A 24,832-nucleotide genomic window follows, 5' to 3' on the forward strand; every position below is an offset into this window, starting at 1 on the left:
TAACAACTACAAACAAACACAGTGGTTGCATTGGGAAGCGAAAACCAGCGCGCTCGACAAGTTGTAACTTTGTTACAATTTGTAACTTTTTTAAAATAACAGGTTTAATTTAGTTTCACAAGAAAGTTAAATTCCAGAAAGTTAAATTTATTACAGTCGAGTTAAGCCAAAAGTGTTTGCTAAAAAAATTCATTCAAGCAACCCAGAAACCAACAATTCTCGCTCGATAGGCACGGAGGGCGAGCTCGCGGCAGCAAAACTTTCGTGCAGCCAACAAGTCGAACAGGACTGGTATCGAACTCTCTACGACAATTTTCCGGGCATTTACTTTGTTCTAGACGCTGTGGGAAGAGTTTTTTCGCTCAATCAATTCGGCGCGTCTCGCCTCGCCTACAAATCGCAGGAATTAATTTGTCATTCAATTTTTAACATATTTTACTGCGAAGATCGAGGAAAAATGCAAGCTGAATTTGCCGGATTGGCACAGCCGGAAAACGGTAAACCAACTCCAAAAGTTACCTGTTGGGAAGGCGGCTTGACTTGCAAAGACGGCAGGATTATCTGGGTAAAAGCAACCGCCCGCGCCATGCCTGCGGTCAACTGGAAAATAGAGGAAAATACCGCTGGTAGCTCGCTTGCCAATTTCCAAGGGCCGACTGTACTGTTAGTGTGCGAAGAAATTAGGGCCGATGCGCGGCTATCTGCGCTGCCCCACCAGAGAGAAAAGTGGCGCAGTCCAACTTGGGCGATCGCAAAATTAGCCAAAAGTCAACTTAAAGAACGCCAAAATTTAGAAGAATTCATCCGCGAAGTAACAGAAACTGCTGTCAGTATTGTCAACTGCGATCGAGCCAGTATTTGGCTGTACGGCGAAGACCAAACGCAGCTTCACTGCATCGACCTTTACGAACAAAATACTAGACTCCACTCCGTACAAATAATCATTACAGCCGCCGACTGTCCGGCGTATTTTCAAGCTTTAAAATCCGCAAGTGCGATCGCAACGGTGGCTGCAGAAAATGACCCGAGAACGCGAGAACTTGCCAGTCTTTATTTTTCCGATCGCGGCACGACTTCCCTGTTAAACGTACCGATTGTGCTAGCCGGTCAAATGGCGGGAATAGTCAGCGCCGAACGCCAGGGTTCCGGCAGTGACTGGACGGAAGAAGAACACGAATTCACCCAAATATTAGCAGACTTTGTATCGTCTAGTTTGTCTGCTAGCGAAAGGTCTAAATTAGAAGCAATGCGGCGCGAACAGCAGCAAAACTTGGTGAGTCAATACTACAACCAACTAGAAGAAAGAGTAGAAAGACGCACTGCCGAACTTAAAAAAGCCAACAAGAAATTGCAAAAAGAAATAATTAAAAGAAAAAAAGTAGAAGCAGAAATGTGCCGGCAGCACCAAGAACAGCAAATTATTTTTGATTCCGTGCCGGCGATGATTTGGTACAAAGATACCGCAAGCCGCCTGCTGCGAATTAATAAAGCCGCCGCTGCATCAAGAGGTTTGCCTGCCTCTCAATTAGAAGGAAAATCTTTTTATGAAATCTATCCTGACGAAGCAGAGCAATATTATTTAGAAGATTTGGAAGTAATTAATTCCGGCGTTCCCAAACAGGGAAAAGTCGAACTGCTGCCAACTGTCTCGGGTCAAAAATGCTGGGTGCGGACAGATAAAATACCTTACCGCGACGAAACAGGTCAAGTCGCTGGCGTGATAGTTTTTGCAGTCGATATCACCGAGTTAATGCGAGTAGAAAAAGAATTGCGAGACTATCGCGATCGGCTTGAAGGAAGAGTCGAAAAACGCACCGCCATGTACAGGCAAGCCATGACCGCTTTGTACTCGGCAAATACGCAATTGAAACAGCTAATTAACAACAGCTATTCCGGTAAAAATGGCGGCTGCACAGCAGCACCGAGCTTGCTTGAATCCGAAGCTTATTTTGAAGCAGTTGCCGTGGCTGACCGCGACACAATTTTGAGCGTCAGCAGCACTTTTGCCAAGCTGTTCGGTTACGAACCTGCGGAAATGGCGGGAATGAGCTTGCTGGAACTGCTGTCGCCGAAATCATACAAACAGGCCCCGCAAATGATTTCTGCAGCCAGCAATACAGTCTGTGAAACAATTTTTCTGAGGCGAGACGGAACTGCTTTTCCCGCTGATGTTCGCAGCAAATTCGCAGTTGTGGAAGGTCGTTTAGTGCAGGTGAAAGCAGTGCGAGACCTCACGGAACGCAAGTTAATAGCGGCAGAATTAGAGCGATCGCGCTCTCTGCTGCACGCTACATTGGAAGCAACAGCCGACGGCATTCTTGCTGTTACTACCGCCGGAGAACTGATTAGTTTTAACGAAAAGTTAGTCCAAATGTGGGGAATTAATGAAGAAGTTAGAAACTCCATGGATAGAACGGTGCGGCTGACATTTCTCACCACGCAAGTTAAAGATCCGAGGGCTTTTTTGCAGAGAGTTAAAGAAATTTACAGCGATGCGGAGTCCGAAGGCTGCGATATTCTTGAATTTAAAGACGGCCGCACTTTTGAGCGCTACACGCAGCCGATTCGAGTCGGACAAAATATTATTGGCAGGGTGTGGCGCTTCCGCGATATTACCTCTCGCGAAAAGGTGACGGCAATGTTGGGAGATTCTCAAAGGCGCTTTCGGGCAATTTTTGATTCTTCGTTCCAATTTGTGAGCTTGTTGAAACCGGACGGCACTCTCCTGGAAGCTAACCAAACTTCTCTAGATTTCGCGGGAATTAAGCTGCAGGATGTGGCAAACCGACCGTTTTGGCTGTTGCCGTGGTGGGGAACTTCTGAGGAAGTTCGGGAACAGTTGCAAGAGGCGATTTCTCGATCGGCAAAAGGCGAATTTGTCCGCTATGAAGTGGAAATTCAAGGTGCCAATCGGACGGCAACTGTTGATTTTTCTCTCAAACCGGTCGCGGATGAAACTGGCAAAATAGTATTGCTGTTGCCGGAAGGTCGGGACATTACTCAAAGCAAGCGAGCCCAAGTCGCGCTGCGGCAACAAATAGAACGGGAACGCCTGATCGCGCAGATTCAATCGCGCATCCGTTCTTCTCTAGATATTAAAGATATTCTCAACACTACAGTAGCTGAAGTGCGGGAGTTTTTGGCAACCGATCGAGTGGTTGTTTTCCGCTTCCGGTCAGATTGGAACGGAGATGTGGTGGTGGAGTCGGTTGGAGAAGAATGGATGCCGCTGATGGGGAGGGCATTTGACGACTGCTGTTTTGCCAATACTTACATCGGACAGTATTTAAAGGGCCGCATTCGCGCCGTAGAGGATATTCATGCTTCTAATTTGACCCAGTGTCACATGAATTTTTTGGCGGCGTGTCAGGTGAAGGCAAATTTGGTAGTGCCGATTGTCCAGCAGGGAATAGAACCTCGCGAAGGTAACGGTTCTTGTCAAGTCCCGAAGTTGTGGGGTTTGCTGATTGCCCACCACTGTTCGGGACCCCGCCAGTGGCAGCAATTTGATATGGATTTGCTGAGTCAGTTGGGTACTCAAGTGGCGATCGCGATCGAACAATCTTTACTTTACCAGCAGTTAGCTGCGGCCAACCAGCAGTTGGACGGGTTGGCGAATTTGGACAGCCTGACTCAGCTAGCTAACCGCCGCCGATTTGACGAGGTGATCAACCGGGAATGGGAGCACTCGAGCAGTTTGGAACCCCTATCTTTGATTATGTGCGACATTGACTGTTTTAAACTTTACAACGATAATTACGGCCACCAAGCCGGAGATGCTTGTTTGCAGCAAGTGGGCCGGGCGATCGGGGATGCTTGCACTAATGCACCCGCAAAACAGCTCTATTTGGCTGCTAGGTACGGCGGCGAGGAATTTGGGGTAATTTTGCCAAATACGGATCTCGCGACTGCACAGGCTGTTGCTGAGGGAATCCGCCAGCGTGTCAAAGCTATGGCAATTCCCCACATCAATTCTGTTGTCAGCGATTGCGTGACTCTCAGCATGGGGGTGGCGACGATTTCTGAAAACCAAAATTCGCCGAAAATGTTGATTGAAGCTGCTGATAAGGCGCTTTATCGAGCTAAGTCTGGCGGGCGCGATCGAGTGGCTATTAGTGATTAGTCAGCAGTCATGTTATTTTAGATTTTAGATTTTAGATTTTAGATTTGGGAATGACTGATGAAGCTCGCGGTTTGGAGCTTGTCTGCAGTTGCATTTTTTTTTTAACTGGTGTTACTAAAAAAGCGATCGCCCTAACTGGCATAAAGTTAGTGCGATCGCGGTACTATGAATCAGCTATTTATCTATCAGACTAGGTGTGGCATTTTTACGCATTTTCGCGGTTTTTTTTACAAAACTTTACCGGGAGTAGCGTACAAATATCCAGAAACCGCGTTTCTCTACCGGATATCTCTTTTTTTATTGAACCGCAGAGAACGCAGAGGGCACAGAGGAAGAGCCGAGAGAAACAGAGGAGTTCACAACTGATGAGGGATTGCTATAGCAATTCGCCACCTATTTAGCTAACAGTTTTTGAAATACCTCATACATATCCTCAGCCAACTTTTTAGGATTCCACAAAGGTGCGAGATGTTCTGGCTGCTTAGATTTTACTAAATGCTCTTTCACCGCATTTCTGAAACCAGGATCGCGACCAAACTTAACTCCCAATTGCGTGTATTCCTCCCAACTCCACGCCGCACCAACATCAAGATTTGCACTTTTCAGAAAAGCGTAACCCATCCGCGAAAGATATTGGTCGCCGGAGCGAGTTACCACTGGCAAATTCGCCCACAAAGCCTCTAAATTGTGAGTCCCCCCGTTGTAAGGATAGGAATCTAAAAGCACGTCTGCTACATAATAAATAGCCCGGTGTTCTTCTTCACTTTTGGTTTGCCCTATAAACTTAATCCGAGCAAAATCTACTCCCTGAATTTCGCATTCTTCGCGGTAAGTGCTGTGAATAACATCGGGGTCGCCTTGACCTTTGCGGATTAACAAACTATCTGGTACTTCCTTAAGGATTTTAACTTGAGCTCGTACCATTTCGGGATTGGTTTTTCTCCCAGGCGCAACGCACAGATAAGTCATTTGCTCTAAGCCAATTCCGAGAGCGTTTCTAATCGCCTCTCGATTCACAGGAATGCTTTGCAGTTGCCCAATTGCTACAGAACAAACTGGCAATCTTACTAACTGTTCTAAGTAATTTTTTTCAACACCCGGGGGGTGAGTGTGTTCGTCACAAAGGAAGTAGTGATTGTCTGAAATGTATGGTGCGTCGAATCCCAGCCAAGAAACGCAAATTCCCGCAGGATATTGAGACAGCACTTCGACATTTGTTGGCACTGTCATCGAGTCTAAGTCTATTAAAACATCCAAATCGTCTTGCACTACTTCCGCGAAGATTTCGCCGCCGTCAGCAAAGCCGTTTGGATATTTTTGAGGCCAGTAAAACTTCCCCGCCATTTCTTCAAACCGCTGCGTAACTTCATCTCGGTGGAGTTTGCCGGTGACGTAAAGGTGAACGTGGGGGGTGATGCGGCTTAATTCGCGAATTAAAGCTTCGCTGCACCAGCCTACCGAGTGGCGGCGGAAGTGTTTGGATAGAAAGCCGATTTTTAAATGTTTTTGTCCCGGATTATTGGCGGCTTTAATTCTGTTCACCGGGCGCTGCGGGACGGCTTTTTTGTAGTATTCTTTGGCAATTAGGCGGTAAAAACTAGCATTTTTTTCGCGGTTGTCTCGCAGGTGAGAAACTGCAAACAGGAAGATTTCGTAGAGCAGTTTTAGTTCGATTACGCTAAAGGTTTCGACCTTTTCGTAGCAGAATTTTTCGATTTCTTCGAGTTTCTGAATTGCCTGTTTGCTGACACCTGATTGCAGGTAGGAAAAGACGTAGGCTGTAGCTGACATAACTGGGGCGACATCGCCGCAGTTTTCGCAGTATTTGTCGGCGACGTTGCGGGCTCCTGCGAGGTTGGTGGAATGGCTTAGCAAGTCGCACAGTTGTTGGTGGGCTTCGCTGAATTTGGGGTTGCATTGGATCGCTTTTTCAAAATTGGCGATCGCCTCCAACGGCTTATCTTGTTTCTGAATGTGTCCCATTCGACAGTAAACCTCTGCCCAATCCGGTTTTAATACCAAAGCTTGCTGATAGCTGGCTATAGCTTCTTCCAGCCTGCCCTGCATGGAAAAACAACTGCCGAGGTTAGCGTGAACTTCCGCCCAGTCGGGCTTGATTTTCAGAGTATTTTGATAATTAGCAATCGCTTCTTCGTACTTGTTTTGCTGTAAAAAAGAATTTGCTAAATTGAAGTGCAAAACTTCTAATTGCGGCTTTAAAGCTACAGCTTTCTGATAGTAAGCGATGGCGGCATCGAGATTGCCTCGCTGAGAATGCGCGCTGCCGATGTTACCGTAAGCTTCGGCCCAATCTGGTTTAATGGCGATCGCTTTTTCGTAGCTTTCGATGGCTTCGTCGCGCTTTCCTTGGCTGAAAAGTCGATTACCTAAGTTAAAGTGGAAGTCGGCACCGACTAGCTGCGGGTTGAGTTCGGATGTTCTTTTAAAACAGGCGATCGCAGCTTCGATGTTGCCGTGTTTGTGATATACTTTCCCTAAATTCCAGTGAGCTCCCGCTAAATCTGGACTCAGGGCAATGGCTTGCTGGTAATGGGCGATCGCTTCTTCCAAACGCCCCATTTTGAAATACATACTGCCGATATTGGCGCGCACTTCTGCAAAGTTTGGCTGCAATTCTAGGGCTTGAGAATACGATCGAATCGCAGCTTCATTTTTGCCTTCTGCTTGCAAAGCATTGCCTAAAGTGACGTAAGCGTGGATGAAATCAGGTCGAATTTTTAGCGCTTGCTGACACGCTGCGATCGCCTCTTTAATTTTGCCTTGAACTAAAAAATTTTCGGCGAGTTTTTTGTAGGGTTCTACTTCTTGATAATTGGCAACTTGTCCGCTATCTGGAACATTGAGCGAGGTAACTTGTTCGGAGACTGCGGCGGGGTTTGTAAACGGAGTATTTAAAGTCTCAGCGGTGGGCGCTGGCGGCAAATTGATACTCGAAGGCTGCAAGCCGTAGCCTTCATCTTTGTTGACAGATACTGGTTGCGCTTCGCCTGATTCTGTTTCTAATTCGATAAATTTGCTGTCGGTAGTTTCCCGCTCTTTTTGTGCGATCGAACTCGATAGTTTTTCCGCAGCGCTGGCATTTCCCGGTTGCATTTGCAGCACTTTTTGATAGCAAGCAATTGCTGCATCTAACTTTCCTTGCTGCTGCAAAACGCTGCCCAGCATCAAATTAACCGAGCACAATTCGGGATTAATGGCAAGAGCTTTTTGGTAAGAATTTGCAGCCTGTTCCAATTGCCCTAACTTGTAATACATACTGCCGAGGTTCGCGCTAGCTTCGGCAAATTTTGGCTGAATTTCTAAAGCTTGCAAGTAAGCTTGAATTGCCATTTCCAGCTTTTCTTGACTGTGCAGGGCATTGCCCATTGTCAAGTAAGCCGCAGCAAAATTAGGTTTGAATTTAAGAGCGAGATTGCAAGATGCGATCGCCTTTTCAAATTCTCCTTGCAAGACATAAACTTCCGCCAACTTTTTATGAACTTCTGCATCTCCGGGATTGAACTCTAAAGCTTTCTGATAGTTCTCGATTGCGCCACCGAGATTACCTCGATCTTTCAGCGAATTTCCCTTGTGAAAATAATCTCTCACTGCCTCTAAACCTACTAAAGAATTCCCGATCATTGGCTCTGCCACTCTTACAGGTTTTACACTAATAATATTCAACCATTCTACCCACTGTCGGGATCGCACAGACCAAGTACAGCATCGATTTATATATTCTACCTGCTGTCTCAGGTGATTTTCAGCAGTTGCGCCGCCCGCACCCGTGCCTTCATTTAAAACTCCGACTACTGCCTCTAAAAACTGCCTTGTATATCCCTCCCAATCTGGTTGGCCCGCACGCTGCCAATTAGTTATCGATGCAAAATTTTCCACCCCTGACACTGAAACTAGACGGGCAAATCCAGCAGTTGTTTCCGGCAAAGCTGCCAATTCACTCGTCACAATCCGGCAACCGCTGGCCATCGCCTCCATCACGGCAATAGATGACGTTTCCACATAGGTATTCGGGTAAGCTAAAACCGCGACTGAACGCAGTTGCCGGACGAGCTCGGGTTGCGGTACGGAACCGACGTACTCGACGCCTTCTGTTTCCTGACACTGCCGGTAAAGTTGACCGAAAAAAAGCTGGTTCTCATTGTCGTCTATTTGGTGTACTTTCATGCTTGAAAATACTTTTAATCTGGTTCCGGGGACAGCTTGACGAATTTCGGGAAAGACTTTTAACAAAATATCGAGTCCGCGAAATGGAGTGCTGGTGTAAGCTAGAATGGGCGGTCGAGATTTATGAGAGAGGATAGAAATATTATCGGCGAAAATGTTAGCAAAACAAGGTGCGATCGCATTTCTTAAAACACAACTGCGATTGGATTCAATCCCAAAGCGCTGGTGAAATTGCTCGCGCTGCCAGTCGCTGACAAATACAAAAGCATCGCAAGCATTGATTTCTCGCTGATTATTGAACTCTTGGAGGAATACAAAGCCCGGTTCGTTATGAATCCACAAAATTAACTTAGTTCGATGCCCCAAAAGCGGCTTAACTTCCAGCGCTTTGCCGACTATATTGACTATAACTAAAAAATCGAGCGATCGCAGCAATTCTAAATTAGATTTGTCCCCCACCCTGCGCCTGCAATCAACGCCGCGCGACATCCCCGACTCGGAAGTATTGTTGAGCAAAAATACCTCGTTTCCCTGTGCAGCCAAAGCCTCGGCTAAGTAACAAATAGCTGACTGAGTGCCGCCCAAAGGTTCGCGGTAAGGAGTTTCAATGTTGTAATCCCAAGTATAAGTATCGAGAAATCCGATTTTCATTAAATGGTATAATCTTAAAACTATTGAGGAGTACCGAAAATGACCACAGAACAAGATCCCGTAAAATTGATGAAACAGCAAGTGGGCTTTGCTGCTGCCGATCGCGTACAATCTGGTATGATTGTCGGACTCGGCACGGGGTCAACTACAGCTTATACTATTCAAGCATTGGGCGATCGCATAAAATCCGGTCAACTCAAAGATATCAAGGGAGTGCCGACATCTTTTCAATCAGAAGTGTTAGCCAAACAGTACGGAGTACCGCTGACAACACTAGATGAAATTGACAGAATTGATGTGGCTATTGACGGCGCTGATGAAGTAGATCCCCACCTCAACTTAATTAAAGGTGGTGGCGCTGCCCACACCCGCGAAAAAGTAGTTGATTACCTCGCAACTCAGTTTATTGTAGTAGTTGACAGTTCCAAAATCGTAGATAAATTGGGTTCGACTTTTCGCGTGCCCATCGAAGTTATACCAATGGCATTAACACCAGTGATGCGCGCCATTGAAAAATTGGGCGGCAAACCAGAACTCCGCATGGGTGTGAAAAAAGCAGGCCCGGTAATTACCGATCAAGGTAATATGGTAATCGATGTCAAATTTGATGACATTGCCAACCCGGGAGAAATGGAAAAAAGCTTGAATAACATTCCCGGTGTGTTAGAAAATGGTTTGTTTGTAGACTGTACAGATTTGGTTTTAGTCGGCGAAATCAAAGACGGAAAACCAGTAGTACGGGAGATTTCTAAATAGTCAAAACTGCCCCGCCGATGGTCAAAAACTCTTTGTGGAACAGGCATCTTGCCTGTTCAGGAGAATGCTGCAATATGGGAGTTACCACCCGCAAAAATACCAAAAATAAGGTTTCTTACCCTATAGCAACAGCCAAGACTATTAAGAAGTTCTTAATCAGTGAAACCCTTGCGATTCTTCCTTCTTCCTTCTCCCTTCTTCCTTCTTCCTGACATCCGTTACATCCGAAGAAAGCGAATCCGTTGCCGAACTTCCGACGGACATCGGACTGACATCCGTTACATCCGTTAAAAAATCCGTTGCCGAACTTCTTTCTTCTATAGCTTTGACTTTGATTATGATGCAATATCGCAGATTCGGCCGCACAGAATTATCCATGCCCGTCTTTTCCTGCGGTGGCATGAGATATCAGTACAAATGGCAAGACGTACCAGCCAATGAAATTCCCCTGGACAATCAACAAAATCTAGAAGCGACGATTCGCTACTCGGTTGAATGCGGCATCAATCACATAGAAACTGCTCGCGGTTACGGCACTTCCGAGATGCAACTGGGGTGGATATTGCCGAACTTTCCCCGCGAAAAATTGATAGTGCAAACGAAAGTTAGCCCCCAACTAAATTCCCAAGAGTTTCGCGAACAATTTGATAAATCCTTAGCTTATTTGCAACTGGAATACGTGGATTTACTGTCGCTGCACGGCATTAATACGTGGGAATTGCTAGAGGAGTCTATGCGTCCGGGCGGCTGCATGGATGTGGCGAAAAAGTTGCAAGCAGAAGGCAAAGTTCGGTTTATTGGTTTTTCCACTCACGGCCCGACGGATGTGATTGTCAAAACAATTGAAACCAATCAATTTGATTATCTTAACTTGCATTGGTACTACATCAATCAAATTAATTGGCCGGCTATTGAAGCTGCTAAACGTCACGATATGGGCGTTTTTATTATCAGTCCTTCCGACAAAGGCGGCCAACTTTACAGCCCGCCGCAAAAATTGGTAGACTTGTGCTATCCTCTCAGTCCGATGGTGTTTAACGATTTGTTTTGTTTGTCGCATCCGCAAGTACACACTTTGAGTTTGGGGGCAGCCAAACCTGAAGATTTCAACGAGCATCTTAAAGCTGTAGAATTGTTAGATAGAGCCGATGAAATTTTGCCCTCGATATTAGAAAGGTTGGAAAAAGCAGCAATTAATAAATTAGGAGAAGATTGGTTTAAGACTTGGCACGTAGGTTTACCAACTATCGAAAACACTCCCGGAGGTATTAATATTTATGTGATTTTGTGGCTGTGGAATTTGGCGCAGGCTTACGATACGATCGACTATTGCAAGATGCGCTACAACCTTTTAGGTAATGCGGGGCACTGGTTCCCCGGCCAAAAAGCCGATCGCCTCGATGAATTAGACTTGCGCCGCTGTCTAGCCCACAGTCCCCACGCTGCTAAAATTCCCGGTATTCTTCAAGCAGCCGATCGGCTTTTTGGAGGCCAAGCCATCCAGCGCTTGTCCCAAGAATAATCGCAAAAAAACCCGGTTTCGAGACAGAAACCGGGTTGATGAACCGGAGCACGTGAGTTAGTTACGCGCATACAATTAGCCTATACTTGAGAAACTCTCACAACCATCGCCCATCCGTCTCATCCATTCGGGCGATAGGACTTTTTTTCTCAACTCGCTCCCATTTTGCTTCAATCTGAGATAAAACAGTTAATAATTCACTTAGGTACTTTTTATGACTCTCAAACGCCGAGATTTCTTGTATTTGATGACTGCCACCGTCGGAGCTATTACCGCAGGTGCTTGCCAAGCGTCAGGAAATAATGTATCGCAAGCAAGTCCAGTTGCAGAAAGTCCAAAAATAGCCCAAACTCCGGGGCCTTTTACACTGCCACCTCTTCCCTACGAATACAATGCTTTAGAACCGCACATCGATGCGCGGACAATGCAATTTCACCACGACAAACACCACGCCGCTTACGTTAAAAACCTCAACGATGCTGTGAGTAAATACCCCGAACTCAAAAATATCACTGCGGAAAATATGCTGCGAGATTTGAGCAAAGTGCCGGAAGATATTCGCACAACAGTGCGTAACAATGGCGGCGGACACCTAAATCACAGTATGTTTTGGGAAATCATGGGTCCCAACGGCGGCGGCGAACCCACAGGGGCAATTGCAACAGCAATTAAGCAAACTTTCGGCAGTGTTGACGATTTTAAAGCAAAATTTAACGATGCCGGCACCAAGCGTTTTGGCAGCGGTTGGGTTTGGCTAGTCCGCAATAAAGCTGGCAAACTTGAGATTACAACTACTGCCAATCAAGACACGCCTTTCATGGAGGGAAATTATCCAATTATGGGTAACGATGTTTGGGAACACGCTTATTATCTCAAATATCAAAACCTTCGCGCCGACTACTTAAAAGCTTGGTGGAATGTTGTTAATTGGGGGGAAATTAACAAGCGCTACGAAAAGGCTAGCGCCTAGTTCCACAAAGTTTGTTGTTGCGATCGATCGCAAACAGCCCAACAACAAACTCGGTTTGAAGTAGGTAGGCGCTGTAAAACGCAATTAAGTAAGTAAACGATTGTAAAATATCCTGAGCCTTAAGCGTGGCTGACTGAGCAATGTTTCCATACTGTTAGATGGTTCGTTTAATGCCGCCTACCTACTTATCTTGAGATTCTGAGGTCAAACTCGGGGTGCCCTCAATGTACAACCCACCATCTACCTTTAACACGCTGCCCGCGATGTAGCTAGCTGCATCAGATGCCAGGAAAACTGCTGCTTTGCCTAAGTCTTCCGGGAATCCCATCCGACCAAGAGGCATTTGGTTGCCGAACGACTCAAGCAATTCGTCGCTGTACCAGCGTCGCTCACCCGGAGTATCAGTCCACCCCGGCTCTAGGATGTTGACCCGAATTTTGTGCCACATCAGTTCATTCGCCATAGAAAGAACGAGGTGATGACAGGCTGCTTTGGTGGTGTTGTAGTCAATAGCACCCTTATAGGGAAAATGAGCGTGGGGGGATGAGATATGGATAATCGAGCCTTGGGCCTTCCTTTCCACCATACGGCGGGCAACTATTTGACATACGTGAAACACACCGTACACCCCTATTTCTAGTGTCCGCTGTAAATCCTCAAATTTAGTTTCCAGCAAGGTGTTTCGGACGCTGGCGATCGCATTTGTTACTAGAATATCGATTAGACCCAGTTCTTGTTCGCACCTATCGACCATCCTTTCCACTTGGTCGCGCTGTGAGACATCTGCTTGAATGGCGATAGCGCGACGGCCGACAGAGTGAATCTGGTTGACTATTTCTCCCGCAGATGTTGGAGAATCGCAATAGTTGACACAAACATCGGCACCAGATTTGGCTAATTCAAGGGCGATGCCAGCACCAATTCCTTTCGAGCTACCTGTGACAAGTGCAATCTTATTGACAAGCATAGTTAGTATTGAAAAACGGCTATAGCTAGCGCACGGGACGCTCGAACTGCTGTACAACTTTCCGTAAGTAAACGCAGTGCCGTGTCCCCTGACTCGTCGGCGTTGTGAATGCTTCTACTGACTCAACTTTACCGCCCAAATGCTCGATCGCCCTTTGCAACTCCGTTTCTTCCTCCACCGTCCAATTCCCACGGTAAAGCACAGCTAAACCGCCATTTTTCAGGAAGGGCAGCGCGTATTTAGCACAAATAGAAGCTGCTCCAACTGCTCTAAGAAGTGCTAGATCGTAAGCTTGTTTGTGATGCGGCTGTCGGGCAATTTCATCCGATCTACCCAACAAAGTCGCAGCATTTTCTATCCCTAAAGACGGCAAAACAGTTTCCAAAAAAGTAATTTTTTTGCGCGTAGAATCGAGCAACGTAACTGATAAATGCGGCAGGGCGATCGCGATCGGCAACCCCGGAAAACCCCCACCTGTCCCAATGTCGATCGCTTTCTGCACCGACTCGGCGGACAATTCTGGATTTTCCGCCGAATTGTGATTAGCTGGCAGCAGTCTTGCAATTCCCCGCAGAGAATCCCACAAATGTTTTTCCCAAAACTCCATCGGCTCAGTAATTCGAGTTAAATTCAAGGAGCGATTTCCCTCGACAATTAACTCATAAAGCCGCTGAAATTGTTGTTGCTGCGACTCATCCGGCTGCCAATTCAGCGTTTTTTGCCACAACTCGTTCATCTGGGGCAACACAGATATTTTAGTTTCATTTATCATCTAGTTCTATTCTCACTTTTTTCTTTCTGTCCGCATAGGCGGACTTCGTTTGTATAGACGCTAATTCTATTCGCCGGGAACCATTGGAAACGCAAAAAAAATCAAACGCAACTCGTTTCCTTAGCTTCTAACTTAGCCCGATCGACCTCTTGCAAATCCCCGTGGTCTAAAGTCCAAAATCGGTCAGCAACGCTCAGCAAATCGCTAGCATCGTGAGTAACAATCAACAAAGTCCAGTGACTTTTCAACTTACTCAACAAGCTTACCAACTGCCGCCGCATCGACCAATCTAAACCCGCCGTCGGTTCGTCCAATAGTAGCAAATGCGGCTGCCGAATTAGCTGCACCGCCAGGGCTACCCTCCGCTGTTGTCCGCCGCTCAAAGCGTGGGGGGAAGCGCGCAGCGGCAAATGTCCGAGCCCCACTTCTGCCATTGCGGAGTTAATTTGTTCTTGTCCCAATTCAGGATGCCCCAACCGCAATTCTTCTAAAATTGTGCCTCCGCAAAAATGCCTTTCTGGAAACTGGAACACTAACCCTCCTAACTGTTGCAAGTGTTCCGGTGTTAATTCTTGTTCCCGCCAACGGATGTCGCCGCTAGTTTTTTCCGCTAAACCTGCTAATATTTCTAATAGCGTACTTTTGCCTGAACCGCTGCGACCCACAATCAGCCCCATTTGCTGCGAGGGAAGTTCTAAGTTAATATTTTTCAGAATAGCATTTGGACAGGCTGTAGGATGATATACTAAGTTTTTTAGATAAAGCATTAACGCAATTGGTAATTGGGGAGAAGGAAGTTCGGTAACTAACAGTGTACGGGATTGAACTGATTTTACGGATTTGTGCTATTAATAGTTAAGGCTGTTTCTGGCTGTTGCCGATCGCCGACAATTATTTTACATAAATCTTAACAAAATTTTCCTTTTTTTTAGCATAGGCGTTTGATTTTTAAGTTGTTTCATGGTATATTTTAATAATGGAAATCTGTCTGTTCGTATATTAAAAGTCACACTTCCATTATTAAAATATACCGCAACAGCTAGAAAAAATCAAGCAAATTTAACTCTTTTTTTGGTCGCGGCCCGAGAGTCTGAAAATTGAACTCTCTTGTTTCTAGTTTACAGTATATTCCATTGAGAGAATTGACGATGACGAAAACTCCTTTAGCATCGCTGGGCAAGCAAATGTTAAGTTCTAAACAGACAGTGCGGGCGATCGCCTGTGCAGGAGCGATCGCCCTCAGCATCTGCATTAACTCGGCAGTAGCGGGCGATCCCTTTCGCAGCAGCAACCCGCAGGCGATCGGCCCCAACACCGAAACCGCTTTCAAAACAATGTTTCAGCAAGGGAACTACAAACAAGCAAAAACTCAAATTCAACAAGCACTATCAGCCGAACCAAACGAGCCGCTAGCCTATGCAATGGCAGCCTCCATCTCATACATCGAGGAGGACTTAAACTCGATGAATTCCTACGCGCAAAAAACCCGCGAAGTCGGCGAAAAATTGGCAAAAACTAATCCATTGCGCGGCAATATTTACACAGCAGCAGGTCACTTTCTAGAAGGGGCGAACATTATAGCCAAAGAAGGAACCGCCAAAGGCGCGCCCCAAGCTTTGAGTAAATTGCGAGTAGTATTTCAATACCTAGATGCCGCCGACAAAATAGCCCCCAACGACCCAGAACTAAACCTAATCAAAGGCTACATGGACTTAATGCTAGCCACAAACCTGCCCTTTTCCAACCCCAACGAAGCAATTCAAAGACTCGAACAAAAAGCCTCTCCCCGCTATTTAGCTTATCGCGGCATGGCAGTAGGCTATCGAGACTTGAAAAAGTACGATCGCGCTTTAGAATTTGCGAACAAATCCCTAGCAGAAACGCCAAACAATCCCGAAGTTCTCTATCTAAAAGCACAAATTTTGTTTTCCCAATCCCAGGGGAAAGACGGCAACAAAACCTTACTTGAGGAAGCCCGCAAAAACTTCGACGCAGCCTTAGCAAAACCCGACCAACTGCCGCGCAGTTTAGTAGCCGACATCTTCTTTCAGCAGTGCAGAACCCGTAACCGTCTCGACAGCCAATCTCGCGCCTGCGACCCGATGCGCGATAAAATCAGAGATGCAGATGGAGTCTGGGGGCCGGCAGCCTTACCACCACTATAAAAAGAGTCAGAGGGGAAGTCAGAAGTCAGGAGTCAGGAGGAAAATTTTCCCTGTCTCCCTCTCTCCCAATTTTCCTCTCTCCTGCAATCCAATTCCTGCAATTCCATTCCCTTTCTTTGATAAAATTGATGCAAGTAGAGTTTCGCGAGTTTAACCCCTTTGACCTCTGGATTTGGCTGAAGTTCAGCAACGTGCCTTCAAACGGTGAAAAACAGTATGTTGAAGAAGTGTTTGACTCTTGGTTTTTCTTGGGAAAACTCGGAGGATTTAATGCGGAAAATTTGCAAGTTCAAGATGAAGGCTTAGATATCAGTCAGATGAATTACGATGTTAATCTAGCCGACCAAAGTATGATGGCTTTGATGCACAATATGGGAGAAATGGAGTATCAAGGTTCTTGGGCTCGCTGCTGGTTTGATTTGGGCACTAGCGATGCAATTGGCCTCGATGTTTTGATTAATGTTTTCCAGCAACTCAGCAAAGAATTCGTAACCATTGAAAAACTCATTATTGGCGGGGAAAATAGAAACTGGCCCGTTGACACCAGTCGCCGTCGAGAGACTTTTGCTGCTGATAATTAGTGATTAGTGATTACTCATTAGGGGCGGATTCTACTCGTTACTAGGCTCTGCCTGGTAACACATACCCGGAGGCTCTGCCTCCTATTTTGCTGCTCCGAAAGCGAGGCAGAGCCTCTGGACATTGATTCCTAGGCATAGCCTAGGAACCAGTTAATGATTGATGACTAATGACTGATGACTAATTATGCAAAAAGGTACAATTCGCGTAATTGTTTTAGGATTAATTCGATCGGGCGATCGCATTTTCGTGTCACAATGCGAAGATCCGGTCAAACAAGACACATTTTACCGAGCTCTGGGCGGTGGCATAGAATTCGGAGAACACAGTATCGACGCTTTGCAAAGAGAGTTTCAAGAAGAAATTAAAGCCGAGTTAACAAATATCAAATATTTGACTTGTTTGGAAAATTTTTTTATTTTTAATGGCCAAGCCGGACACGAGCTAATACAACTTTATCAGTGCGAATTTGTCGATCCCAAATTTTATCAATTGGAAAGTCTAGCTTTTGCAGACGGAGAGTGGGTATTTACCGCACTTTGGATGCCGATCGAGCGCTTTCGATCGGGCGAATTGCGCCTAGTTCCAGAGCAATTTATCGACTACTGCGAAGGCTAAAAACTCAACCAATACCAAAAAATACATACCTGATATGGGGGAATTAAACCTCAAGTATTTGCATTAGGGGCGGGTTTAACCTGAAATATTTGCGATAACTAACAGGATGAATAAACCCGCCCCTTCCTTCCGCCCAGCGCGTTACCTTTCTCTATCTTACACTAGGCAGAGTCCGCAACAGCTCATAAAGCAAAGAGTTGATAAAACCGAGGGCTATAGCACCCAGCAAAGCACTCCAAATTCCCCACCGCAAGCGAAATCCATCCACTAGCCAAGCCGCCAATCCAAAGATAATCGCGTTGATAACAATTATCCACAAACCAAAAGTTACCAACACCAATGGAAAACCCAAAACCACAAAAAGCGGCCGCACCAAAGCATTCAGCAATCCAAAAACCGCCGCCGAAATCATCGCTTTTCCAAAAGTGTCAATGTCCACCCCGATGGGCAACTTGGAAATAATAAAAAAGCTCACCGAAGTTACCAGCCAAGCAATTGCCAGCGAAACGATATCCATGTGTTCATCTCCTTAAAAAAGCTAAACATTAAATCGGAACAACAGCACATCCCCCTCTTGTACAACATACTCTTTTCCTTCACTGCGAACTAAGCCTTTTTCCTTAGCTGCATTCATCGCGCCCGTAGCAACCAAATCTTCATAACTCACAGTTTCGGCCCGGATGAAACCCCGTTCAAAGTCCGAGTGAATAACCCCCGCAGCTTGCGGTGCTAACATTCCCGCGATAATTGTCCAAGCGCGAGTTTCCTTCGGACCGCTAGTAAAATAAGTCCGCAAACCCAATAATTCGTAAGTAGCTCTAATCAGAGATTTCAAGCCCCCTTCTTTTACCCCCAGAGATTCTAGGAAATCCGTTCGTTCTTCCTCGGATAACTCCACCAATTCTGACTCAACTTGCGCCGAAACTATGACAACCTTAGCATTTTCTTTAGCTGCTACTTCCCGCACTTGTTCGACATAGCTATTTCCCGTTGCTAAATCGTCATCAGATACGTTAGCAGCATAGATAATTGGTTTGTTGGTCAGTAATTCCAAACCTTTAACTAATTCAGCTTCTTCATCTGTGAAATTATACTGCCGCGCCGGTTTCCCCGCATTCAAAACAGCGACCAATTTTTCGAGCACATCCACTTCGGCCTGAGCTTCCTTGTTGTTGCGGGCCAGCTTGCGAGTGCGATCGAGCCGGCGTTCAATTTGAGCTAAATCTGCTAGAATTAATTCGAGATTGATAATGTCAATATCTCGGATCGGATCGACAGAACCCGCAACGTGAATGATATCGTCATTCTCAAAACAGCGGACAACGTGGACGATCGCATCTACGGCCCGAATGTGAGACAAAAACTGATTTCCCAGTCCTTCTCCCTGACTCGCCCCCTTCACCAAACCCGCAATATCCACAAATTCCATCCGCGTCGGCACAGTTTGCACGGAATTGGAAATATTGCTCAGCACCTTCAACCGTTCGTCTGGCACTGCCACGATACCCGTATTTGGCTCGATCGTACAGAAAGGAAAATTAGCAGCAGTCGCCTTGGCATTAGCAACCAGAGCATTAAACAAAGTAGATTTGCCAACATTAGGCAGTCCGACAATTCCGGCAGTAAGCATAGCTATTTAGAAACATATCACTGTTTCAAAATATCATAAGGAATAGCAATATATATGACTTGTGTGTTCTAACTTCCACTGCTAAGCTTGAATAAATATACAACTTGAGGTAGATGGCTCAATGGTTAACCAGTGGTTAAGCAAAATAACGATGGCTGTGGGGCTGTCGCTGCCTCTGTTAGGGCTCACAGCAGCTAGCGTTTTCGCTCAGATGGTCAAAATTTCGGTGGTTAACAACAGCGGCAAGACGATGACAGCAGTCTATATGTCTCCTCCCGATAAGGATACTTGGGGAGAAAACGAGCTAGACGCCCCCATTGCCGATCGGGAAAAGGCAGATTTTGAGTGGAATCAAGCTGACTACGGCGGGTCGGAGGCGGGCTGTGTTTTTGATGTCAGGGCCGAATACTCTGACGGCAAATCCACTGATTTGGAGGCTGTTGACCTTTGTAAAGAGACTGCGCTCAACTTCAATTAATTGATAATTTAGGCAAAAACCGGGTTTTTTCAAGTCTGATATTCCACAAAAAGATTGAGGACTTTCGAGAAACCCGGTTTTTGCGATCGGCCTGACAAACAATCTTAAATTTCGCGATCGACTAAAACATAATTTAAACAGGTTCCGGGATTGTCTGAGGAATAGGCTCCGGCACTGTCTGAGGAATTGGAGAGGGTACAGTTTCCGGCACCGGTTCGGGAATGGGCTGGGGAATTGGCGCAGGTACCGGTTCCGGTACTATCCCGGGAATCGGTTCGGGAACGGGACCCGGCACCGGTGGCGATGCGGGTATAGTCGGCAGCCCCGGTTCGGTACTGGGAATCTGCGGGCCTGGAAATGGACTAGGGTTGGGAAAAATCACGGCAATTCTATTAATAACTCGATACAATCATGCTAGATAAAAAACTAAAACTACGACATCTATCTAAATAGTTAAATTTTATTAAATTTGACATTTTGCACCATTTTTAATCAGCTTTTTGGAGTAGAGGAAAGCAACCGGGTTTATCTGTATTTGATTTTTTATGCTGACCGAAAGCAATTTCGTCACAGGCTCCGGGTACAGGCCGTGAACCCTTGAAAAAAGCGTAGCGTACTCATCACCTGCGATCGCTACAGCCCGTGGGAGCAATTCTTTAGTCTAAAATCTAAAATCTAAAATCGATCGCCCTCCGAAAAGCCTTGCCAGCCTGTAGTTTTGCACCACACCTAGCCAAAAGTACAGATTCTTCCCTCAATTAAGAGTCAGCTTCATGGGAGGTCTTTTGTATGGGCTGAAAACTCAACTACAGGCTAGCACCTTCCTTGGGCGTATCACCTTACAGTGGGTTTACAGAGGGAATCGCAAGCAGAAATAGTCTACAAGCTTGTTGGTTACTTTCAAATTTGAACAACCTACTCAGTTGAGGCAATTTATGTCTTGTACAGTTGGCCGATCGTACATAGTAAAGCCTGGAAATACGCCTTCTAACATCGCTCAAGAACAATTGGGTGATGGTAATCGTTGGCGTGAAATTAAAAAACCAGATGGCAGCTTATTGACAGACAATGATGCTAGCAATTTGCAAGAAGGTCAGGAACTCTGCATTCCTAACGGCTCTATCACTTTACCAGGAGGTAATGGTTTCGCAAGTATTATATCTTCTGAAACTTATGAAGCCATGTTTCCCAACCGTAACGCTTTGTACGCTTACGACAGTCTGGTGACGGCAACTCAGAAGTACCCCCTGTTTTGCAATGAGGGTTCAGATGAGCAACGCAAACAGGAGGCAGCCGCGTTCCTAGCAAATATTGCCCATGAAACGACGGGAGGTTGGGACGCTGCTCCTGGTGGACGTTTTGCTTGGGGTCTACACTTTATTGAAGAGCAAAATCCCACAAGTCAATACTGTGAGGCATCGAATACCACCTATCCTTGTGCGTCTGGTCGCTCCTATCACGGTCGTGGGCCCATACAACTGTCGTGGAACTACAACTACGGTCAGATGGGCGAAGTCTTGGGCGCGGATTTGCTTAATAACCCTGACCTGGTTAAGTCAGATGGCGTCATCGCCTTCCAAACTGCTCTGTGGTTCTGGATGACCTCACAGCCACCCAAGCCTTCTTGTCACGCAGTAATGACTGGTGGTTGGACACCTTCTCCTGACGATGCCAGCAAGGGACGTGCACTTGGATTTGGCATGACTATCAACATCATCAATGGCGGTCTTGAATGTAGCATTCCTACTAATGACAAGGTTCGCGACAGGGTGGGTTTCTACGAGCGTTTTACCCAGATGTTGGGTGTAAACATGGGTGAGAGCATCTTTTGCGAAAACATGGCGCACTACTAAAGATTCTGTTTCAAAAAGTTTTTGGCAAGTGTTCTAGATTCGCCGCACAACTTATCTGGAACCCTTGTACAAAATACATCTCATTGCAAGATGGAAGTATCACTATGTCTGAATTTCTTGGTGTAGCTTTTAGTCCGTATGTTTGCCCCGCAAATCAATTGTGGAACTCATACAGCCAGCAGGATATTGTTCGGATGCTGGAAATCATGGAACCGTATTTCAACAAGATAAGTACCTACAGTATGGGCTATGACGGATACCCGCCCACAACACCCTGGAATCAGGTCAATTCTAACTGTCATATTGTTGGTGCCGCAGCCCAGTTGAATCAACTTCGGGGTAAAATCGCCTTTGAAGTTAGTCAGGGAATTTATCAACAGACTAACCAGCAACAGCAGATTGACATGGCGCTACAGCAGGCAGAAATCGATGCTGCTTTTGCTGCGGCATCCTTAGCGAACACTTCTTACCCAAACACGGTGACTTCTTTCGTTTTCACCAATGAATACGTCAGCGATGCTGACAAAGTAAATGCAGTCACTCAGATGATTGTGGCAAACAAGGAAAAAGCCCACAATTTCGGTATAAAAGTAGGTGTTCGCTCGAATACCTTTGGTGAAATTGCCAATCCTAACAGCGCCTATTACAAGGAGCTAAAAGGACTTATTCAGCATTGCGATTTTATCCAATGCAATCTTTATCCACCTTCGCACTCTGTCACACCTCAAGATGGTGTGAATGCAGTAGGTCAGGCTTTTTATCAAATCAAAACAGCCGTTTCAGACGTTAATCCCCAATGCGAGGTGATGATTGGTGAAACTGGCTGGCCATCAGAGGGAGTTAGCTTTAACAACACAGATAACAATGTGGTAAATCTCCTTGCTTATTATGAAGCAATTGATAAGTGGGCATTTGAAAATCTGGTGATCGCTTACTTTTTTGAGGCATTTGACGAACCTTGGAAAAGCCATCATAACTCACAAAATTCTGCCGAAGCACACTACGGAATCTGGTATCTCAACGACCAAGGGGAATACAAGCAAAAGAAAGTTTAACTGCACAAAACAAAGGAGAAAATGATGTCTAATACTAATCTCTCTGTGACAGCCGAGCAAAACTCAATAGCTCAAGAAATTCTCAATGCTCATAACCAATATCGGGCAGAAGTGGGTGTTCCGCCACTCACTTGGTCTGATACTTTAGCCAATCATGCTCAGGAGTGGGCAGACTACCTTGTTTCCTTGGGAGGAACCTTGCAACATAGCCAGAACACGGGTGAAGGCGAAAACCTTTGGATGGGAGCATCTGGCTACTTTAGTTATACCCAAATGATTGAGAGTTTTGGAAACGAAAAGCAGTATTTTATCGGTGGGACATTCCCCAATGTTAGCTCTACTGGAAAGTGGCAAGATGTTGGTCACTATACCCAGGTTGTCTGGAGGAAGACTACAGAAGTTGGTTGTGCGATCGCTAGCGCCAATGGCAATGATATCTTAGTGTGCCGTTATAACCCTCCAGGGAACTTTCTAGGACAACCTGCTTTCTAACGACAATTACATATAGAGTTGAGTCTAGCTCTTGAATGGGAAAAGCTTTTCGATAGGAATGTTTAGCTTTTCCCCATAATTACCAACTCGCTTCTTGATTCTGAAAACATTATGAAATTTTCATTCACCAATAACACTGGAGGAAAATATTCCTCCGAACAGATCTACTTTGTCATCATCGGCAAAAATTCTACTGGTCAATTTTGTCATGTAGACAAAGATGGTAATTTAGTCCCCTGCAATGATAGTGATAACGATGCACCCGGTCATCTGACCAAACATGAACAAAACTGGTGCAATTATTTGCATACAGTTAGTGAAGTTTCCGAAATACAAGTTCCTAAAATCGATTCTGGTAGAGCATATATTAGTCTCGGCTCGCCAACGTATCTGAAAATTGTCAACAATGGATATGGTTTTGTTGGCCCAAATCCAGCTAATCCATCTGACCCCAATGCAGACGTTTATTTTGATTGGTTAGAATTTACTATTGATGATGCTGGTTTTCACGGTAATACCACTCAAGTAGATCAGTTTGGTTTCCCAATGACAGTTGAGTTGACTGCATCCGATGGATTTTCAAACAAACTGGGAATAACTGAATCTCGAAGTGCTTTGTTCAGTGAATACATGGCAAGTGTCCCAACCGAATTTCAATCTCTGGTTCAGGCACCCTACAGAATCGTAGCGCCTTTTAAAGGTAATTTTGCTCGCTGTCAAAAATACGAAAAATACTTCGATAGCTACATTGCTGAAATGTGGCAATATTATGCGTCAAACGAACTGGTTTTTACTACACATGAGGGAACTTTTACGGGAAAGGTAGAAAACAATGTTTTTGTCTTTACAAAGGATGGTGATGTAAATACCAAATATATAATCGGCTATCCAACCTCTTCCGAAGTTTTTGAGTGTGCGGGGGTATTTGCTAAAGGCAATGCCACTGAAAAGGTCATTCAAGCTCAAGTGAGTGCTATGCTCAACAGGCATATATTGGGCAGTCCAGAGAATCGGTATACTCCAGAGGAGTATTATAAAAATTCCCCGGCTAATTACTATGCACAATTCTGGCATCTTCACAGCATAGATAACAAAGCTTATGGATTTCCCTTTGATGATGTCTGCGAGCAAAGTACCTTGCTTGAACATCATAATCCTGAAGAATTGAAGGTAACTATAAGCTGGGATTGAGTGAAGAAATTGGGGCGGTTATGAACAAAGATACACCAAATATTGAGGAATTGCGAGAAAGTTTTGCGAGAGTCTACGATGGTCCAGACCGATTGCAGCGCGAGTATGACTTAGTGTGCGAAGCAAAACGGTTGAAGATGGAGATAGACATCTATCGCCGTTTATACGATCTCAGGTCAGAAGAACCTATCGATCCGTACCCTAAGACTAAGAATTGGTGGAACATACATACTACTTGGGCTAAGTGGGCACTGCACTTACCTACCAAGAAAAAATGGGCTTTGCTCCGCAAGGGATCTGTGAAATTAATACAGAGTGGGATAGTAATAACTGTTGTAATTGGGTTGGGGCGCTATTTTTCGGAAGGACCTCAACGAAAGAAGCAGGCACAATATCAAGCATGGATGGTTTTTAATTCAGCATCAAATCAGAACAGTAGTGCAGGAAGAATTCAGGCATTGCAAGACCTGAATAAATCTGGGGTTAGTTTGCAAGGGCTGGAAGCTCCTGAAGCAAATTTAGAGGGGATCAAACTGGAAAAAGCTCAACTCGGTGGAGCCAGCCTCGAAAAAGCTTGGATCAACAAAGCCAACCTCAAAGGTTCTAATCTTAATGGGGCATGGTTAAAGGATACCAATCTTAGTGAAACCGACCTTAGTGGAGTTTCATTAATTGGAGCCAACCTCAATCGAGCCAACCTCAAGAGTACCGACCTTAATTATGCCGCTCTCAAAGGAGCTAAAAATTTGGTAGTAGTGCATAGTAATGGTTAAGACCGTAGGGAGGCATTGTAATGATGGACAAAGTACCAAACCGCACCGATGT

General features: G+C 45.5%; 21 protein-coding genes. 13 read left to right on the forward strand and 8 right to left on the reverse strand.

Going from position 1 to position 24,832, the window contains the following annotated elements; translation table 11 throughout:
* Positions 1-172: 172 nt before the first annotated feature.
* Positions 173-4,123: a PAS domain S-box protein gene (locus QUB30_RS23130; RefSeq protein ID WP_333338046.1), complete on the forward strand. Its 3,951-nt coding sequence runs from the start codon at positions 173-175 to the stop codon at positions 4,121-4,123.
* Between the two features lie 393 nt (positions 4,124-4,516).
* Here QUB30_RS23130 and QUB30_RS23135 read toward each other — a convergent pair whose 3' ends face one another.
* A complete protein-coding gene (locus QUB30_RS23135) occupies positions 4,517-8,959 on the reverse strand; it encodes a tetratricopeptide repeat protein (RefSeq protein ID WP_333338048.1) in 4,443 nt (1,480 codons plus the stop codon).
* A 39-nt stretch (positions 8,960-8,998) separates the two neighbouring features.
* Here QUB30_RS23135 and rpiA point away from each other — a divergent pair, with 39 nt between their 5' ends.
* On the forward strand, positions 8,999-9,715 hold the full coding sequence (gene rpiA, locus QUB30_RS23140) for a ribose-5-phosphate isomerase RpiA (RefSeq protein WP_242720466.1): 717 nt from the start codon (positions 8,999-9,001) through the stop codon (positions 9,713-9,715).
* 156 nt (positions 9,716-9,871) lie between these two features.
* Here rpiA and QUB30_RS23145 read toward each other — a convergent pair whose 3' ends face one another.
* Complete coding sequence (locus tag QUB30_RS23145) at positions 9,872-10,093, reverse strand: hypothetical protein (RefSeq protein ID WP_333338053.1); 222 nt, start codon at positions 10,091-10,093, stop codon at positions 9,872-9,874.
* Between QUB30_RS23145 and QUB30_RS23150 the strand changes: the two genes are divergently transcribed.
* Positions 10,053-11,237: an aldo/keto reductase gene (locus tag QUB30_RS23150; RefSeq protein ID WP_445300535.1), complete on the forward strand. Its 1,185-nt coding sequence runs from the start codon at positions 10,053-10,055 to the stop codon at positions 11,235-11,237. The genes QUB30_RS23145 and QUB30_RS23150 overlap by 41 nt on opposite strands.
* Before the next feature lie 214 nt (positions 11,238-11,451).
* Positions 11,452-12,207 carry a Fe-Mn family superoxide dismutase gene (locus tag QUB30_RS23155; protein WP_333338056.1) on the forward strand — a complete coding sequence of 252 codons (756 nt, stop codon included), beginning with the start codon at positions 11,452-11,454 and terminating at the stop codon, positions 12,205-12,207.
* A 181-nt stretch (positions 12,208-12,388) separates the two neighbouring features.
* Here the strand turns inward: QUB30_RS23155 and QUB30_RS23160 are convergent, their stop codons facing one another.
* The 3 genes from QUB30_RS23160 to QUB30_RS23170 form a co-directional block, all read right to left on the reverse strand.
* Positions 12,389-13,174 carry an SDR family oxidoreductase gene (locus QUB30_RS23160; protein ID WP_333338058.1) on the reverse strand — a complete coding sequence of 262 codons (786 nt, stop codon included), beginning with the start codon at positions 13,172-13,174 and terminating at the stop codon, positions 12,389-12,391.
* Between the two features lie 25 nt (positions 13,175-13,199).
* Positions 13,200-13,946, reverse strand: coding sequence for a 16S rRNA (guanine(527)-N(7))-methyltransferase RsmG (gene rsmG / locus QUB30_RS23165; protein WP_333338061.1), 747 nt, complete (start codon positions 13,944-13,946; stop codon positions 13,200-13,202).
* Between the two features lie 101 nt (positions 13,947-14,047).
* Complete coding sequence (locus QUB30_RS23170) at positions 14,048-14,713, reverse strand: energy-coupling factor ABC transporter ATP-binding protein (protein ID WP_333046972.1); 666 nt, start codon at positions 14,711-14,713, stop codon at positions 14,048-14,050.
* Between the two features lie 381 nt (positions 14,714-15,094).
* Here QUB30_RS23170 and QUB30_RS23175 point away from each other — a divergent pair, with 381 nt between their 5' ends.
* The 3 genes from QUB30_RS23175 (at position 15,095) to QUB30_RS23185 (ending at position 17,308) form a co-directional block, all read left to right on the forward strand.
* Complete coding sequence (locus QUB30_RS23175) at positions 15,095-16,111, forward strand: Sll0314/Alr1548 family TPR repeat-containing protein (protein WP_333338065.1); 1,017 nt, start codon at positions 15,095-15,097, stop codon at positions 16,109-16,111.
* 128 nt (positions 16,112-16,239) lie between these two features.
* On the forward strand, positions 16,240-16,692 hold the full coding sequence (locus tag QUB30_RS23180) for a DUF3531 family protein (protein WP_333038358.1): 453 nt from the start codon (positions 16,240-16,242) through the stop codon (positions 16,690-16,692).
* Between the two features lie 184 nt (positions 16,693-16,876).
* A complete protein-coding gene (locus QUB30_RS23185) occupies positions 16,877-17,308 on the forward strand; it encodes an NUDIX hydrolase (protein ID WP_333338067.1) in 432 nt (143 codons plus the stop codon).
* Positions 17,309-17,459: 151 nt separating this feature from the next.
* Here QUB30_RS23185 and QUB30_RS23190 read toward each other — a convergent pair whose 3' ends face one another.
* On the reverse strand, positions 17,460-17,825 hold the full coding sequence (locus tag QUB30_RS23190; protein ID WP_333030414.1) for a phage holin family protein: 366 nt from the start codon (positions 17,823-17,825) through the stop codon (positions 17,460-17,462).
* A 21-nt stretch (positions 17,826-17,846) separates the two neighbouring features.
* Positions 17,847-18,938, reverse strand: a complete 1,092-nt coding sequence (ychF, locus tag QUB30_RS23195; RefSeq protein WP_333061714.1) for a redox-regulated ATPase YchF — start codon at positions 18,936-18,938, stop codon at positions 17,847-17,849.
* A gap of 121 nt (positions 18,939-19,059) precedes the next feature.
* Between ychF and QUB30_RS23200 the strand changes: the two genes are divergently transcribed.
* Positions 19,060-19,416, forward strand: coding sequence for a hypothetical protein (locus QUB30_RS23200; protein WP_333338069.1), 357 nt, complete (start codon positions 19,060-19,062; stop codon positions 19,414-19,416).
* 133 nt (positions 19,417-19,549) lie between these two features.
* Here the strand turns inward: QUB30_RS23200 and QUB30_RS23205 are convergent, their stop codons facing one another.
* Positions 19,550-19,798 (reverse strand): hypothetical protein, encoded by a 249-nt coding sequence (locus tag QUB30_RS23205; protein ID WP_006633102.1) that lies wholly within the window; start codon positions 19,796-19,798, stop codon positions 19,550-19,552.
* A 553-nt stretch (positions 19,799-20,351) separates the two neighbouring features.
* Between QUB30_RS23205 and QUB30_RS23210 the strand changes: the two genes are divergently transcribed.
* From QUB30_RS23210 to QUB30_RS23230, 5 genes are all read left to right on the forward strand, one after another.
* Entirely contained in the window at positions 20,352-21,269 is a 918-nt protein-coding gene (locus QUB30_RS23210) for a glycoside hydrolase family 19 protein (protein ID WP_333338072.1), read from the forward strand.
* A gap of 104 nt (positions 21,270-21,373) precedes the next feature.
* Complete coding sequence (locus tag QUB30_RS23215; protein WP_333338075.1) at positions 21,374-22,324, forward strand: glycosyl hydrolase family 17 protein; 951 nt, start codon at positions 21,374-21,376, stop codon at positions 22,322-22,324.
* Positions 22,325-22,345: 21 nt separating this feature from the next.
* On the forward strand, positions 22,346-22,816 hold the full coding sequence (locus tag QUB30_RS23220; RefSeq protein WP_333338078.1) for a CAP domain-containing protein: 471 nt from the start codon (positions 22,346-22,348) through the stop codon (positions 22,814-22,816).
* A gap of 111 nt (positions 22,817-22,927) precedes the next feature.
* Positions 22,928-24,007, forward strand: a complete 1,080-nt coding sequence (locus QUB30_RS23225; RefSeq protein WP_333338080.1) for a glycoside hydrolase family 64 protein — start codon at positions 22,928-22,930, stop codon at positions 24,005-24,007.
* 20 nt (positions 24,008-24,027) lie between these two features.
* Positions 24,028-24,780: a pentapeptide repeat-containing protein gene (locus QUB30_RS23230; RefSeq protein WP_333338083.1), complete on the forward strand. Its 753-nt coding sequence runs from the start codon at positions 24,028-24,030 to the stop codon at positions 24,778-24,780.
* Positions 24,781-24,832 lie beyond the last annotated feature (52 nt).

Source organism: Microcoleus sp. BROC3, assembly GCF_036702515.1.
Lineage (GTDB): Bacteria > Cyanobacteriota > Cyanobacteriia > Cyanobacteriales > Microcoleaceae > Microcoleus.

Excerpts from the sequence above, each read along its gene's own strand:
- QUB30_RS23135 (WP_333338048.1), bottom strand. The coding sequence starts at position 8,959 with ATGAAAATCGGATTTCTCGATACTTATACTTGGGATTACAACATTGAA.
- rpiA (WP_242720466.1), top strand. The coding sequence starts at position 8,999 with ATGACCACAGAACAAGATCCCGTAAAATTGATGAAACAGCAAGTGGGC.
- QUB30_RS23150 (WP_445300535.1), top strand. The coding sequence starts at position 10,053 with ATGATGCAATATCGCAGATTCGGCCGCACAGAATTATCCATGCCCGTC.
- QUB30_RS23145 (WP_333338053.1), bottom strand. The coding sequence starts at position 10,093 with ATGGATAATTCTGTGCGGCCGAATCTGCGATATTGCATCATAATCAAA.
- QUB30_RS23155 (WP_333338056.1), top strand. The coding sequence starts at position 11,452 with ATGACTCTCAAACGCCGAGATTTCTTGTATTTGATGACTGCCACCGTC.
- QUB30_RS23160 (WP_333338058.1), bottom strand. The coding sequence starts at position 13,174 with ATGCTTGTCAATAAGATTGCACTTGTCACAGGTAGCTCGAAAGGAATT.
- rsmG (WP_333338061.1), bottom strand. The coding sequence starts at position 13,946 with ATGATAAATGAAACTAAAATATCTGTGTTGCCCCAGATGAACGAGTTG.
- QUB30_RS23170 (WP_333046972.1), bottom strand. The coding sequence starts at position 14,713 with ATGCTTTATCTAAAAAACTTAGTATATCATCCTACAGCCTGTCCAAAT.
- QUB30_RS23175 (WP_333338065.1), top strand. The coding sequence starts at position 15,095 with ATGACGAAAACTCCTTTAGCATCGCTGGGCAAGCAAATGTTAAGTTCT.
- QUB30_RS23180 (WP_333038358.1), top strand. The coding sequence starts at position 16,240 with ATGCAAGTAGAGTTTCGCGAGTTTAACCCCTTTGACCTCTGGATTTGG.
- QUB30_RS23185 (WP_333338067.1), top strand. The coding sequence starts at position 16,877 with ATGCAAAAAGGTACAATTCGCGTAATTGTTTTAGGATTAATTCGATCG.
- QUB30_RS23190 (WP_333030414.1), bottom strand. The coding sequence starts at position 17,825 with ATGGATATCGTTTCGCTGGCAATTGCTTGGCTGGTAACTTCGGTGAGC.
- ychF (WP_333061714.1), bottom strand. The coding sequence starts at position 18,938 with ATGCTTACTGCCGGAATTGTCGGACTGCCTAATGTTGGCAAATCTACT.
- QUB30_RS23200 (WP_333338069.1), top strand. The coding sequence starts at position 19,060 with ATGGTTAACCAGTGGTTAAGCAAAATAACGATGGCTGTGGGGCTGTCG.
- QUB30_RS23210 (WP_333338072.1), top strand. The coding sequence starts at position 20,352 with ATGTCTTGTACAGTTGGCCGATCGTACATAGTAAAGCCTGGAAATACG.
- QUB30_RS23215 (WP_333338075.1), top strand. The coding sequence starts at position 21,374 with ATGTCTGAATTTCTTGGTGTAGCTTTTAGTCCGTATGTTTGCCCCGCA.
- QUB30_RS23220 (WP_333338078.1), top strand. The coding sequence starts at position 22,346 with ATGATGTCTAATACTAATCTCTCTGTGACAGCCGAGCAAAACTCAATA.
- QUB30_RS23225 (WP_333338080.1), top strand. The coding sequence starts at position 22,928 with ATGAAATTTTCATTCACCAATAACACTGGAGGAAAATATTCCTCCGAA.
- QUB30_RS23230 (WP_333338083.1), top strand. The coding sequence starts at position 24,028 with ATGAACAAAGATACACCAAATATTGAGGAATTGCGAGAAAGTTTTGCG.